Annotated in this window: 15 protein-coding genes and 1 riboswitch; of the genes, 13 read left to right on the forward strand and 2 right to left on the reverse strand. The window is 49.7% G+C overall.

Features of this window, described 5'->3' with window-relative positions:
* The first annotated feature begins 1 nt into the window (after position 1).
* The 3 genes from ACZGCQ_RS02625 to ACZGCQ_RS02635 all read left to right on the forward strand — a co-directional run bounded on the left by ACZGCQ_RS02625 (position 2) and on the right by ACZGCQ_RS02635 (position 2,214).
* Entirely contained in the window at positions 2 to 760 is a 759-nt protein-coding gene (locus ACZGCQ_RS02625; RefSeq protein WP_481265289.1) for a hypothetical protein, read from the forward strand.
* A gap of 10 nt (positions 761 to 770) precedes the next feature.
* The gene (locus ACZGCQ_RS02630; protein WP_481265290.1) at positions 771 to 1,838 is read left to right on the forward strand and encodes a hypothetical protein; all 1,068 of its coding nucleotides are present in this window, start codon (positions 771 to 773) and stop codon (positions 1,836 to 1,838) included.
* 82 nt (positions 1,839 to 1,920) lie between these two features.
* Positions 1,921 to 2,214, forward strand: a complete 294-nt coding sequence (locus tag ACZGCQ_RS02635) for a hypothetical protein (RefSeq protein ID WP_481265291.1) — start codon at positions 1,921 to 1,923, stop codon at positions 2,212 to 2,214.
* 28 nt (positions 2,215 to 2,242) lie between these two features.
* On the opposite strand, the gene ACZGCQ_RS02640 is transcribed toward ACZGCQ_RS02635, so the two are convergent.
* Together ACZGCQ_RS02640 and ACZGCQ_RS02645 are read right to left on the reverse strand one after the other, a co-directional pair.
* Positions 2,243 to 2,731: a DoxX family membrane protein gene (locus tag ACZGCQ_RS02640; protein ID WP_323679156.1), complete on the reverse strand. Its 489-nt coding sequence runs from the start codon at positions 2,729 to 2,731 to the stop codon at positions 2,243 to 2,245.
* Between the two features lie 127 nt (positions 2,732 to 2,858).
* Positions 2,859 to 4,043, reverse strand: coding sequence for an MFS transporter (locus ACZGCQ_RS02645; RefSeq protein ID WP_481265292.1), 1,185 nt, complete (start codon positions 4,041 to 4,043; stop codon positions 2,859 to 2,861).
* A 190-nt stretch (positions 4,044 to 4,233) separates the two neighbouring features.
* On the opposite strand from ACZGCQ_RS02645, the gene ACZGCQ_RS02650 reads away from it, so the two are divergent.
* The 10 genes from ACZGCQ_RS02650 to ACZGCQ_RS02695 all read left to right on the forward strand — a co-directional run bounded on the left by ACZGCQ_RS02650 (position 4,234) and on the right by ACZGCQ_RS02695 (position 14,344).
* Entirely contained in the window at positions 4,234 to 4,659 is a 426-nt protein-coding gene (locus tag ACZGCQ_RS02650; RefSeq protein WP_023467853.1) for an OsmC family protein, read from the forward strand.
* On the forward strand, positions 4,656 to 5,876 hold the full coding sequence (nagZ, locus tag ACZGCQ_RS02655) for a beta-N-acetylhexosaminidase (protein ID WP_481265293.1): 1,221 nt from the start codon (positions 4,656 to 4,658) through the stop codon (positions 5,874 to 5,876). The genes ACZGCQ_RS02650 and nagZ overlap by 4 nt, the downstream gene beginning before the upstream one ends.
* A gap of 56 nt (positions 5,877 to 5,932) precedes the next feature.
* Positions 5,933 to 6,035, forward strand: a riboswitch (TPP riboswitch).
* An 82-nt stretch (positions 6,036 to 6,117) separates the two neighbouring features.
* Positions 6,118 to 6,711, forward strand: a complete 594-nt coding sequence (locus ACZGCQ_RS02660) for a thiamine phosphate synthase (protein WP_481265294.1) — start codon at positions 6,118 to 6,120, stop codon at positions 6,709 to 6,711.
* Positions 6,708 to 7,652 carry an FAD-dependent oxidoreductase gene (locus ACZGCQ_RS02665; protein WP_481265295.1) on the forward strand — a complete coding sequence of 315 codons (945 nt, stop codon included), beginning with the start codon at positions 6,708 to 6,710 and terminating at the stop codon, positions 7,650 to 7,652. Before ACZGCQ_RS02660 ends, ACZGCQ_RS02665 begins: the two co-directional genes overlap by 4 nt.
* On the forward strand, positions 7,649 to 7,849 hold the full coding sequence (gene thiS, locus ACZGCQ_RS02670) for a sulfur carrier protein ThiS (protein ID WP_481265296.1): 201 nt from the start codon (positions 7,649 to 7,651) through the stop codon (positions 7,847 to 7,849). The genes ACZGCQ_RS02665 and thiS overlap by 4 nt, the downstream gene beginning before the upstream one ends.
* 2 nt (positions 7,850 to 7,851) lie before the next feature.
* On the forward strand, positions 7,852 to 8,616 hold the full coding sequence (locus ACZGCQ_RS02675; RefSeq protein ID WP_481265297.1) for a thiazole synthase: 765 nt from the start codon (positions 7,852 to 7,854) through the stop codon (positions 8,614 to 8,616).
* Positions 8,613 to 9,620, forward strand: a complete 1,008-nt coding sequence (locus ACZGCQ_RS02680; protein ID WP_481265298.1) for a ThiF family adenylyltransferase — start codon at positions 8,613 to 8,615, stop codon at positions 9,618 to 9,620. The genes ACZGCQ_RS02675 and ACZGCQ_RS02680 overlap by 4 nt, the downstream gene beginning before the upstream one ends.
* A gap of 122 nt (positions 9,621 to 9,742) precedes the next feature.
* A complete protein-coding gene (locus ACZGCQ_RS02685; RefSeq protein WP_481265299.1) occupies positions 9,743 to 10,099 on the forward strand; it encodes a hypothetical protein in 357 nt (118 codons plus the stop codon).
* Between the two features lie 136 nt (positions 10,100 to 10,235).
* Positions 10,236 to 11,357, forward strand: a complete 1,122-nt coding sequence (locus ACZGCQ_RS02690; protein WP_481265300.1) for an exonuclease SbcCD subunit D — start codon at positions 10,236 to 10,238, stop codon at positions 11,355 to 11,357.
* On the forward strand, positions 11,339 to 14,344 hold the full coding sequence (locus ACZGCQ_RS02695; RefSeq protein WP_481265301.1) for an AAA family ATPase: 3,006 nt from the start codon (positions 11,339 to 11,341) through the stop codon (positions 14,342 to 14,344). Before ACZGCQ_RS02690 ends, ACZGCQ_RS02695 begins: the two co-directional genes overlap by 19 nt.
* The last annotated feature ends 5 nt before the right edge of the window (positions 14,345 to 14,349 follow it).

The raw sequence follows: 14,349 nt of genomic DNA on the forward strand, positions 1-14,349 counted from the left end.
CATGATCATTGTTCTAGCAATGATAGCGATTGAGTTAGCATCAATCGTTGCGCAAGTCATGTATCATGAACGGAGAATCGAAAACTTCATGGAATTTAATCGAGTTTCCGTCACAGAAGCACTTAAACAAATTGATACACTCGGATACTCTGAGGCGTCCTCCTTCTTTAGTTATATGACTTTGATCGGAATGGCGATTGTTGTCATCTATGCGATTCAAATTTGGTATCGAGATTGGTTAGGAGAAACAAAGTATATTTATCGTTTACTAATGCTTCCAGGAAACCGCGCAAGCATTTTCTTCTCAAAATTGACGACAGTCTTTTTAATCATCGTGAGTTTTATTGGTATCCAATGGTGTGTAATGCAATTAGGATTTTATCTATTTGATTGGTTGATTCAACCGGAATACCAAAACCAAAATAATCTAAGTCCAGTCCAAAATGTGATGAGCGAATTCTATACAACAAATCTAATTGATATGGGTATCATTCTTGCGACATCACTATTCATCGTCAGTTTTATTTTCTTACTTATTCTAATTGAAAGATCATTCCGTAAAGGAAAAGCCATTATCAGAATTGGAATTGAAATTTTTGTTCCTGTTGCTTTAACCATTGGTATATTAGCGTTTTTAGATGAAACTCATATTTTACTGGAAACAGAAGAGTTAATTCTAACTATTGGGATAAGCTTGCTGTACTTCATGTATATCATTTGGAAAAGTCTTCGACTATTGCAACGAAAAGTCACGGTGTGAGGAGTAAACTATGCGAACCTATAAATATCTTTTGAGTTTAGGCGTCATTTGTACTTTGACACTTGGAGTGTATGTTGTGTACTCCTCTTCAATGGAAGAACCTGAATTTACGGTACAAACGATACAAGGAAATCCAAATGATCAAACTGTAAAGCAGCTTCAATTTAAATTTAATGATCCCGAAGCATATAGAACGAAATACAAAGTTAACTTGATGGGGGAAGTAAAGAAGAAACAATCGAATTACTTATCCGCTTTTACAATGGACTACTCAGGAGTGAGTAAGGCGCCACATGAATTCCGACAATTTATGAATCAAGAGGAAATATCACAATATGAACAAGATAAAGAAGTATTTGGATTACACGTCAATAGAAATGGGTCATGGGAGGTAGCATCTTGGAAACGTGGAACGGAAATGATGGAGACTTATTCTTTACCGAAACCGGCAAAGACTAAAGGCATCTACTATCGACCATTTCAACGAACGAAACAGAAGTTATATGTCAAACGAATTGGAGATGTTGTACAAAAACCAGGTACAAATCATATCTATGTGATTGATTTAAAGAAAAAAACAGTCCAATTAATGGACTTACCATTTCAATTAACAGAAGAGGATGAGGTACTTGCCATCTATCAGAATCGTGTCTTATACCGAAAGATGACTAATGATGCTAAGACAAAAGTTTATCTCAGAGACAACACAACATCGACACGATTAGAGTTTCTTGAGCGTGAAGAAATGTGGGATATACGTCTAATAGACGAAGGTGCGGTTGTAGGGATGACAGAGAACATGACTGAAACGAAAATCAAATGGTCGACGTATGACTTACGAACGAAGCAATTCAAGCAACATCGCTATGACTTACCAAAACGAGATACCAATGAAGTCCAACGCTACGCATCGACAAATATTGAAAATGGTCTAGTCTATGCTCTCATTGAAACAAAGAAAAACGGAACGTCTATTTTTGTGTTGGATGCACAGAACGAAGAAGTTCAATACGAAGGAACGGTCAAATACGACATGCATAAGAGTGATCTTCAGTTTAACGACTTGACCATCAACTGAACTGTTAGGAAAAAAATAGTTATTTTTTTGGAACCTCCCGTTTTCTTCCAACGTATAAAGACTATACAGAGGGGGAACTCACATGCAATTCTTGATTTTTGTCGTTTTCGCAGGTGCCATGTATTGGTTCTACTACAATTTCTTACTCGGGTACCGTAAGAAAAATATCACGCTGACGTTCGACGATCGGTTTTATTCACTCGACGAACATGTTGCAGCCATCGAACAAAAGCTCGCAACGGATGGGCACTCGGCACGTTATCTCGGTGACCGTCGTTTCGAAGTCGATGGCAAACCCTATCTGTTCCTCGAGCGAACAGTCTCAGTCGGCGGGGTTCCGACACAGCAGACGATTCTCGAGCAACAAAAAAAATAACTCTCCCGCGTACGGGAGAGTTTTTTCGTTAGACCGGAATCCGGTCAAGGGGATGCGGTTGCTGCGACGAACGATACCAGCGGATGATCCAGTGATCGATGCCGATTTGATACGCAAAGCGTCCTGCAGCCAGTAAGGCAATTGACGCTGCTAAGAACACTGGGTTCAAGGCAATCGTCCCAGCGAGTAAGTAATTGAGATTCATGATGCTTCCGACGACCAGTGCAGGAACCGTCAACAGACTAAGAATCAACAGGATCCCGACGACGAGTTCCGCGAACGGAATCAAGGCGTTGATCAGCCCGACGTTCGGTAAGGCGAGTTGCTCAATCCACGTCGCGTACCAGGAACTGACGAGTGCGTCTTCGCCCGTTGACTTCGCGAGCGCTCCTTCGAGAAACGGTTTTGCATCAAAGCCATTAATGTACTTACCGATTCCAGCGATGAACCACTGGATTCCGAGCCAGAGTCGGATGATCGTCAACAGACCGAGACCGATGATGTGTAATGCTTTCACTTTCAGACACTCCTCTACTACAACATAGTCCCCATCATACTGAAAAATCATCAGCGAGATGGGGACTATCATCATAACGTCATCGAACCGTCATCGACCTGTTACAAAAAAGGATAAGGTAACGGTTTCATGAGCGTTGATCGAGGCGATGACTGATTGCAGTTAATAAAGCAGCAACGAGCGCGACCAGTCCACCGACGAGTGCCGTGTTCATCATCGGACCGTTCGCATAGACGATGCCACCGAGTGCCGAACCAAAAGCAATCCCGACGTTACTCGCAACCGGCATCAATGAAGCAGCGAGTCCTTTTGCTTCCGGATTGAACTTTTCAGCGAGGTCGATCAAATAGATTTGTGTCGAAGTCGTCAGTAGAATCGACATCAACGACATCAAAGCGATGTTGAACAGACCAAGCGGAAGGGATGCTGTCGTGAAGTATAACGCAGCAAGAACGACTGCTTGCACGACGAAGACGAACCGTAAGCGTCCCATCGGATTTTTGCTGGCGATTTTACCGGCAAGGATGTTACTAAAGATCGAGACGACGCCGTAAGCGAGCAAGATCGGACTGATCCACGTTTTCGCAATCCCAAGTTCTGTTTGTAAAATCGGTACGAGGTATGTGTAGACGACATAAGTTGCCCCGAATCCAAACGACGGAATAAAGAAGGCGATCAGGATCCGTGGGTTGGCGAGCAATCCAAGCTGTTCCTTAATTGAACCGGAACCCGTCGATTGCTGGACCGGAACGATCTTCCATACTGCGAGGAACGCGATCAATCCCATGACTGTCGTTAGCCAGAACGTAGCTTCGAAGCCAGCGTGTTGCCCGATGAACGTTCCGATCGGGACACCGAGGACGTTCGCGAGTGTAAAACCACCGAAAATGAACGAGACGGCAACACCGCGCTTTGCGACAGGCACACCGTCACTGGCGACGACCATTGCGAGTGAGATCAAGACACCAGTCAGGATGGCTGTCAGAATGCGGGTTGCGAGCAATACTTCGTAACTTGGAGCAAAACTACTGGCAAGATTCAGTAAGACCCAGGCGAGTAAGAGACGTAGGATCAGGCGACGCCGTTCCAGGTGACCGGTTAGCGACATGACGATCGGTGTACCGATTGCAAAGGAGATGGCAAAGGCTGAGACGAGTGTACCCGCTGTTGCGATCGTGATATCAAGGGCTGAGGAGATTTCAGCGAGGATCCCGACGATGACGAATTCGCTTGTTCCGAGAACGAACGTCAGGAGCGACAACGTGGCGATCAAGAGCCAATCGCGTCGACTTAAACGAGTAGTAGGTGACATGGATGATTCCTCAATTCTAGCGCTTGCGCGCGAAACTATGAGTAACAGGATAGCATGAAACGATTTCGTCGGGTATCGCAAAGCGAGATTTCGGGAAAAGAACCATTATTCGAAATAGCGTGTGAATTTCCAGGCTTGCTGTTTTTTGCGTATACTACAGAAGAAGACTACTTATAAAGGAGTGGAAACGATGCAAGCGACAGTGACATGGAACAAACAGATGGGGTTTAGTGGACAGACGGAATCAGGGCATCATCTGGCGATGGACGCAGCACCCGAAAACGGTGGCGAAAACCAAGCGCCACGACCGACTGAACTGCTGCTACATGCCGTTGCCGGCTGTACAGGAATTGATATCGTCTCGATTTTAGAGAAGATGCGCTTGACGATCACCCATTTCGAAATGGATATCGAAGGAGAACGGGCAGAGGACCATCCGCGGCGTTTTACGTCGATCTCGATTCATTACCGGCTCGAAGGTGATCTCCCGGAAGATAAGGTCCGTCGCGCCATCTCGTTATCAAAGGATAAATATTGTTCGGTCTCGCAATCCCTGAACGCTGAGATTTCCGTTTATTATTCGATCAATGGTGTGCGAAGCGAGGATCCTTTGTGAAGAAAACCGTACTGATCGGTTGTCTGTTGCTTGCAGGGTGTGCGCAGGAGACGACGGAACCAACGAAACCATCACAACCGGAAACGAAGCAACCGACAGAAGAAAAGAAACCGAAACCTGAACCAACGAAAGAGGAACGACAACAAGCACGATTAAAGCAGCAACTTAAAGCGATGTCGACGTCAGAAAAGATCGATCAACTGCTCTACATCGGAGTCGCCGGCACGGAACTTTCAGCAGCTGACCGAAAATTGTTACAGACGCATGCGATTGGCGGGGTCTTATTGCTCGGCGGAAACATTACGTCGGAAGAGCAACTCTTGACGTTCACGCGTGCGATTCAAGAGACGAACCAAAAACCGTATGCGTTCGTCGGGATTGATGAAGAAGGCGGACGCGTCAGCCGGGTACCGGATCAACGATTACGTCTACCGACGAGTCAACGGATGGCGCAAGGAGCAGATGAAGTGAAAATGGAAGATGTCGGACGTACGCTCGGACATTTGTCACGTTTTTATGGCTTCAACATGGACTTCGCGCCGGTCCTTGACGTCAACAGTAATCCGAACAATCCGATCATCGGCGACCGTGCGTTAAGTGCTGATCCGAATACCGTCGCGACGCTTGGTACGGCCCTGATGCACGGGATGCAGGAGACGGGAACGATTCCGGTCGTCAAACATTTTCCCGGTCACGGCAATACGAGTGTCGATTCCCATGTCGGGCTACCGAAAGTGACGGCATCAAAGGAAGAATTGAAGCGGACGGAGCTGTTACCGTTCCAAGAAGCGATTCAAGAGGGCGCCGAGATGGTGATGGTCGCCCATATTCTCTATCCCGCGTATGACGATATGAATCCGTCCTCGCTCTCAAAGCCGATCTTGACTGACCTCTTGCGTCAACAACTCGGATTCAACGGTGTCATCATCACGGATGATCTCGTCATGGGGGCGATCACGAAACAATATGGTCTCGCAGAAGCGGCACGTCAGTCGCTCGTCAACGGAGCTGATATGGCGATGTTTTCAGAGGCAGGTGCTTACACAAAGGTCCATGCTGAAGTGATGCAAGCCGTCAAAGACAAAACGCTGACGCCGGAGATGCTCGATGCCAAAGTAATGCGCATCCTGAAGCTGAAGCAGACGTATGCCGACAGCCAAGAGCAACAGCGACCAACGAAATCGGAACTGATTCAGCAAGTGGAAGCGCTCAACTAGGACTAGCGAAGCGAAGCGACTCATGCTAGACTAATGGGGCAAGCCAATTAAACACGAAAAGACACTAGGGGAGTCTCCCAGCAGACTGAGACGGAAGTATCCGGACCCTTTGAACCTGATCTAGTTCGTACTAGCGGAGGGAAGTGGCTCGAAACCCTAGATATCCTTAGCGCTTCAGCGCATTTTCGGACCACTCCCTTCAACATTGGGAGTGGTCCTTTTTCGTATGGAAAGGAAGAACATGATGCGTTTACATCTGATTTCGACGGGATCCATCCATCCGCTTGACGAAATAAAGACCTTTCAATCCCTTCAACCTTATACGGATCAGCTGCATCTACGAGAATCGAACTTGTCGGCAGCAGAATTGCTTGATCTAATCGACGCGCTCCTTGCGCAAGGGTATTCGCCTGAGCAGTTAACGGTCCATGACCGGGTCGATGTCGCCCATGTCGCAGGCATCGGTGTGCAGTTGACGCGCCGGTCCTTGCGTGTCCGTGATGTGCGACGTCATTTTCCGAATCTCGTCATCGGGAAATCGGTCCATTCACTAGCAGAGGCACTGGCAGCAGAAGCGGAAGGAGTCGACCGCCTGCTGTACGGTCATATTTATCCGACAGCGTCGAAGCCGGACGTGCCACCGCGGGGGATTGACGCCTTGAAGCAAGTCGTCACCTTCACGACGAAACCAGTCATCGCGATTGGTGGGATCACCCCAGATCGTATTCCTGAAATTGCAGCGACCGGTGCAACCGGAATTGCCGTCTTATCGGGTATTCTCGGTCAAACGGATCCGCTCGCCGCCATTCTGAGTTACCAGGGGGTACGGGTATGACGGATCACATCATCATCGGCGGTGGAGTCATCGGTTTGACGCTTGCTTACGGTCTCGCCTGTCAGAATGAATCCGTCGTCGTACTAGAACGTGGAGCAGGTGGTCAAGGAACGAGTCGCGCGGCTGCCGGTATGCTCGCGACGGACATCGAGCTCAGAGAGGAATTGCATGTACTTGCCGCGCGAAGTCGTCGTCTGTATCCGCTGCTTGCTCGTCGCCTCGAGCGTGAGACTGGCATCGATTGTGGGTACCGGGAACAACCGTTTTTGTTGAAACGTAAAGGGCGCGAGCATCTGTTTCCGGCGGTCGGTCAAATCGATCCACGACGACTGACGACTGCATTGATATATGCCTTACGAAAGCGTGGGGTACCAATCGAAGAAAAAGTAGATGTTGCATGCATCGAAGAGAGCGATGACTTCATCAGGATCGAGTCGAACGTGGGAACATGGACCGGACGAACGGTGACGGTCGCTGCCGGACGCGGGTCGCAAGCCTTGCTCGATACAGCTGGTATTTCAATCGCCACATATGGGGTCAAAGGGGAATGTCTCGCCGTTCGTCTCGCGGGTCAGCCGTTACGCTCGATCCTGTTTGACGACGCTGTCTATCTCGTACCGAAAGCAGACGGACGAATTTTGATCGGTGCGACCGAATTGCCGTGCGACGAGACGGTCGGTGTCAGTGTCGCTGGGATCACGTCACTGCTTCAAGCAGCAGAACGACTGTATCCACCGATTCGTGACGCGGTCATCGAAGAAGTCTGGTCCGGTGTACGACCACAAACGGCGTCCGGCTTACCATATATCGGAGTCGCCGATTCATCCCGTCGGATCTTTCTAGCGACAGGGCATCATCGGCATGGCATCTTACTCGCACCGGCGACAGCGGAAGTCTTGGTAAATACATTACGGTTGATTCAGAAGGAGGAAGTCCGATGAACATTACGATTAACGGCAATGACCACACGATCGAACAGATTGAAACGATTGAAGACATGCTCACGCAACTCGGCTTAGGAGAAAAGCTCGTCATCGTCGAACAGAATCGACAAATCATCGATCGCGCGGCGTATGGTCAGACAGTCGTTCGGAACAATGACACATTTGAAATCGTTCATTTCGTAGGAGGAGGATAAACATGCTGAAAATTGGAGAAAAGACATTTGAATCACGATTATTACTCGGTACAGGAAAATATACGGATGCTACCGTACAGCAAGAAGCAATCGATGCGTCTGCTTCACAAATCTTGACGTTCGCCGTCCGTCGGCTCGACATCTTTGACAAACAACAAGCGAATTTTTTGGAGTCGCTTGATTTAGCGAAGTACGATTTACTGCCGAACACGGCCGGTGCGAAGACGGCGGAGGAAGCTGTTCGGTTGGCGAAGCTTGCGCGGGCATCCGGTATGTGCGACATGGTTAAGGTCGAAGTGATCGGTTGCGATAAGACGTTACTACCTGATCCGATCGAGACGTTACGGGCTTCTGAAGAATTACTCAAAGAAGGTTTCATCGTCTTACCGTATACGTCGGACGATGTCGTCCTTGCGCGACGACTCGAGGAACTCGGTTGTCACGCCATCATGCCGGCAGCGTCACCGATCGGTTCCGGGCAAGGCATTCTCAACCCACTTCATCTACGATTCATCATCGAGCAGACGACGGTTCCTGTTATCGTCGACGCCGGGATCGGTTCACCGACCGACGTCGCCTATGCGATGGAACTGGGAGCGGATGGTGTTTTATTGAACTCCGCTGTCGCCCATGCTCAAGATCCGGTCAAGATGGCGCACGCAATGCGACTGGCTGTCGAAGCGGGGCGTCTCGGATACGAAGCGGGACGTATCGAGAAGAAACAGTATGCGGTCGCGAGTAGTCCAACGAGTGGATTGATTCGATGAACCGTTACTCACGGCAAACTCGATTTCAACCGATTGGGGAAGCGGGACAAGCACGCTTGGCATCAGCGAAGATACTGATCATCGGCATGGGAGCGCTCGGAACGGCGTCGGCAGAGCAACTCGTCCGCGCCGGTGTCGGCGTCGTCCGAATCGTCGACCGTGATTATGTCGAGTGGAGTAATCTACAACGACAACAGCTTTATACCGAAGACGATGCGCGTCATATCGTACCAAAAGCGATTGCCGCAAAAGCACGGCTTGAAGCGATCAATTCGACGGTGACGATCGAAGCGCATGTAGTAGACGTCGACCGGGCAGCGCTGACGTGGCTTCTCGATGATATCGATCTGATCATCGACGCGACGGACAATTTCGATATTCGTTTGCTGATGAACGACATGGCGTTGATGCGTTCGATTCCGTGGATTTACGGAGGTTGCGTCGGCAGTTACGGAATCACGTTTACCGTCCGTCCCGGGGAGACGCCATGTCTGCATTGTCTGCTCGATCAATTACCACGTGATCAGGAGACATGTGATACGGCGGGAATCATCGGACCGGCTGTACAGATGGTTGCTTCCTTGCAGGTGACGGAAGCATTGAAGTGGCTGAGCGGACAGACGGACGCCATGCGGACGCGCTTGCTAGCGTTTGATGTTTGGTCAAATACGTTCCAACAAATTAACGTGCAGTCACTGAAGCAAACGGAGTGCCCGTCGTGCGGTATCGAGCCGTCTTATCCTTATTTAGCGGATCGAACGGTTCGTTTCACGGCACTTTGTGGTCGCGATGCCGTTCAAATCCGGGGAGACGGACAGCGGGATCTGGAACAGTTGAAACAACGTCTCCAGCCGGTCGCTTCGATTTCCGCCCATAATCCATACTTGCTGGCGTTTACGACGGACGAACATCGGATGGTCGCTTTTCGGGATGGTCGTGTTCTGATTCATGGCGAGGCCGATCTCGTCAAAGCAAAACGACTTTATCACGCCTATTTCGGTTAATCGTTCACAAAACAGTAAAACTAATTTTAAATATATATGTTTTAAATGTTTAAAAAACAGGTAAATAAGACTTCAGACGTAAATCGGTCTACAGTTTTTGAACGTGAAGAGGAGTGATTCAGATGAAACAAGATTTCGATCCAATCAAGGATCAAGCACAGACGGAAGACGCACAAGCAGTTGTTCAGCAAGCCAACTGGAATCCGGATCGATACCGGACGAACTTGAACCCATTCTATCTGTCACCTTGTAGTGTCGAACGTAGAGAAGACGTGCATCAGGATGCATCGAAAATTCTCGAAGTCGAGACGTCGTCGCCCCTCCAACAACTTTTTGAACACAATCAAGCAACGCATACATCCGAAAAACAGGGGACGAAATTCAAAACGGGCATCGTTGTCGGTGTCGGTGCAATCATCGGTGGATCAGTGTCAGTGATTCGTTCCGTCCAACGCTTTAGAAAACAACGGACGAAATAACACGTTCGTCGTGAGAGTGAAAAAAGCAGGAGGCATTCGCCTTCTGCTTTTTGTGTTGCAAACGGATGTTCGTCGCAGAACGAACGCTCGCATGCTACACTTAAGCTACTATATTCAAAAAGTGAGTGTGATGAAGATGAAATGGATACATACTGCCGATTGGCATCTCGGTAAAATCGTTCATGGCGAGTCGATGCTTGAGAACCAACGAGCGGTCCTAGCCGATTTTTTGGCACTCGTCGACCGCGAACAACCGGATGCGATCGTCATTGCGGGTGATTTATACGACCGCGCCGTACCGCCAACGGAAGCCGTCGAACTACTCGACGAGACACTGGCTGCCTTGATCCTTGACCGGGACATTCCGGTCGTTGCGATTAGCGGGAATCATGACTCAGCCGAACGGTTGAGTTTCGGAACGACGTTACTCCAACGGGCCGGTCTGCATCTCGTCGGAAAACTAACGCCGGTCATTACTCCGGTCACGATCAAAGGAGTGTCGTTTTATCCGGTGCCATTTGCCGATCCTGCGACCGTTCGGTACGTGCATCAGGAGGAAACGATCAAAACACATGATGACGCAATGCGGACGATCCTTGCTGGATGTATTCCGGACGGACCGAGTGTCCTCGTCGGTCATGCCTTTGTGATCGGTGGACTCGAGACGGATTCGGAGCGACAATTGTCCGTCGGAACAGCAGGGCAGGTCAGTGCGAGCCAGTTTGCACCGTTCACCTATACGGCACTCGGGCATTTACACAATCCGCTTGCGATTCAATCCGAGACGGTTCGTTACAGCGGATCACTCTTGAAATATTCGTTTTCGGAAGCACATCATGTCAAAGGGGTCGATGTGTTGACGCTGAATGATGCGGGTACATTCGATCGTCGGTTCGAACCGCTTGCACCAAAACGTGACTTGCGAGAACTGACTGGAAGTCTCAGTGAACTGACAGACCCGGCGTTTGTCGCGACACAAACAACGGACGATTACTTAAAGATCAATCTAACGGACGGCGAAGCCTTGATGGATCCGATGGGCAAGCTGAAGAAAATCTATCCGAACATCCTACACCTCGAGCGAATCGGATTCGTCCGCGAGAGTACGCGGGCGGTCAAGGCGTCGCGGGAGCAAGTCAAAGACGCATCCGTTGCGGATCTGTTCAGTGAGTTTTATGAAGCAGTCCGTGAGAAGAAACCGACGGAAGCGATGCAAGCCGTCCTGAAGGAGGAAGCGACATGCGCCCAGAACGACTGACATTACGCGCCTTTGGACCGTTTGCTGGTGAAGAGACGATTGATTTCACGGCACTTGCTGGACGGACGATGTTCGTCATCTCCGGGAATACCGGGGCAGGGAAAACGACGATCTTTGATGCGTTGACGTTCGCCCTGTATGGTGAGACGTCTGGTGGTGAGCGGGAAATGAGCGAGCTACGAAGTCATTTTGCTATCCCCGAGCAAAAGACGGAAGTTGAACTGGAGTTTACGCTGAAAGGAGAACGGTACCGGATCATCCGCCAACCGAGTCAACCGCATCCGGTCAATAAAACCGGTTACTCGCATGAAGCCGAGCTCGCTCGGTTCGACGGAACGACGTGGAAACCGCTCGCGGTCAAAATTCCAGAAATCAAGCAACGGGTTCAAGAGCTGATTCAGCTCGACCATAAACAGTTTTCGCAAATTCTCCTGTTGCCGCAAAATAAGTTCCGCGAACTGTTGATGGCAGAGTCAAAAGACAAACTGCAGATTCTCAAACAGCTGTTTAAGACGGAACACTATGGTGAGTTCCAGCAACGTTTGCACCGACAAGCGCTCGATCTTGCGGCACGCATCAAGGAAACGAAGACGAAACAATGGGCCAAGCTTGAGGAATTACCATTGCAAGCGAACTGGAGTGAACTGACGGAAGGCGACATCCGGTTACGGATGGAGGCATTGACGACGGAACGGGACGAATGGTTAACGGCTGCGCGTCAAGCTGAAGTAGAGACTCGTGCGATCGTTGAGAAGAAAACGACGCAATTGCAACAAGGCGAGCAACTCGAAGCGGTTTTCCAAGAGCAAGAGCGACTTCAACAGACCGAACAGTTGCTACTAGACCGCCTACCGGAAATCAAGCGGATGCAACAAGAAGCAACGGCGGCTGAACGCGCTCAAGTTGTCGCACCAATCTATGACCAGTGGCAACAGGATCAAGAACAATTGGCACAACTCACACGTCGAAAACAGGAAACCGAACAGCACATCGCTCGCTTGAAAGAGCAACAAGAGGTCGTTCAAGCAAAAGTGGATCGATTGCTAGCGGAGGAACCACAGATTGAGCAACTTAGTCGTCGTCTCGAAAAGATTCAAGAAGAGCGCGAACGGTTGGAAGCAGAAACGGCTTTACGGCAACAACAGCAACAACTAGTAGAACGTTTGAAGCTTCTGGACCCAGAGCCATTACGGAAGCAACTCGAACAAGCACGGACGGATCGGAAAAACGTTCAAGAACAACTGCATCCATTGCAAAACGTCGGAGCCGAACGCTTACAGGTGCAAGAACGGCGCTTCATCCTGCAACAGCTAGCGACAAAGATAGCGGAACATGACAAATTGGAAGCAGAACGGCAACAGCTGATCGTCCGCGGCACAAGCGTCCGGGATCAAAAAGAGGCAGCAGCGCGCCAGTATGAAGAAGCCCGCAAACACGAACGGGAACAACTGGCAGCTGAACTTGCGAAAGGATTGACGGAGGGGACGGCTTGCCCTGTCTGCGGCAGTACGTCGCATCCACAGCATGCTGTCGCCGTCGCGCAAGAACTTCCGGTCGATGTGGCACAACAGCGGTTCCTTGAAGCGCAACAAGCGCATCAAGAATTGCAAGCCTCTTATCGAACGGTTGCCGAACGTCTACAGCAACTGACGACCGAGATTCAAAAGACGAGTGAAAACGAGTCCTCTCATGCGGATGTTTCAGCACAGCTTCGGGAAGTCGAACAGACGGAAGCCCGATTAGCATCAGCACAGACGGAAAAAGCGCGTCTTGAGACTCGCCTGCAACAACTCGAACAATCCATGGACCAGCTACAACTGAAGATCGATGCAATGATCAAAGACCGGACCGTCATCGAATCGGAATTGGCACACTTGTCTGGTCGCCTAAGTCAATCAGGAGAGTCCGTAAAATCGCTACCAGCACTCCGTGAGGAACAACAACAAGCAGAAACACGTATTGAGCAGTTCAAACAAGTCAAACAGCAACAGTTACGCGAGAAGGAACAGCTCGATCGTGACTTCGCGGAACATCAAGGACGATTCCGTCAACTGACTGAGGCATCTGCTGAACAAAACGACCGATTAACGAAACGCGAAAACGCATTACACGCAGTCTTGGCAGAAGAAGCGTTTCCGACGATCGAAACCTTCCACGATGCAAGACGTTCGCGTGACGAACTCCGTCACCTCCAAGAACGGTTGGAACAAGACCGTCTAGCGCGGCAGGAACTGAAACTGAAACAGGAACAAGCTCGCTTGAAGACGGAAGATCAAGTGCGTCCGGATCTTGAACAGTTGCGGATGGATGTGAAGACGGTGTCGCTCGAACTGACGGAGCGGACCGATCGACGTGTCGGGCTCGAGAAGGAACGCGCACACATCGATCAATTGATCGCGGCTTGGGAAAGCTTGCAACGCCAGATTGAGGACGAGGATGCAAGATACGGGGTCATCGGAGAACTGGCTCGTGTCGGTGTCGGCGAGAACGCACAACGGATGACGTTTGAAACGTACGTTCAGACGGCATACTTCGATGAGATTCTGTTCGCCGCGAACCGGCACCTGCACGAGATGACCTCTGGTCGTTTCCAGCTCGAACGGAAAACGGAGGCGGGAAAAGGACTCAAGAAATACGGACTTGATTTAAATGTCTTTGACGCATACACGTCGCAAACACGTCACGTCAAGACGTTATCCGGTGGAGAAAGCTTCAAGGCGTCCCTTGCACTTGCACTCGGACTGTCAGAAGTCGTGCAAGAAGCGAGCGGTGGCGTATCGCTTGAGACGATGTTCATTGATGAAGGATTTGGAACACTTGATCCGGAATCCCTGGAACAAGCAATCGAGACATTGCTCTCGATTCAAGCGAGCGGTCGTATGGTCGGGATCATCAGTCACGTCCAGGAACTGAAGTCACGTGTTGACGCAAAAATAGAGGTCAAACAAGGAAAAACGGGGTCGACGATTACACTAGTCGTCGAGTAAGGAGA

The sequence above is a fragment of the Exiguobacterium sp. HSB13 genome, assembly GCF_056764755.1.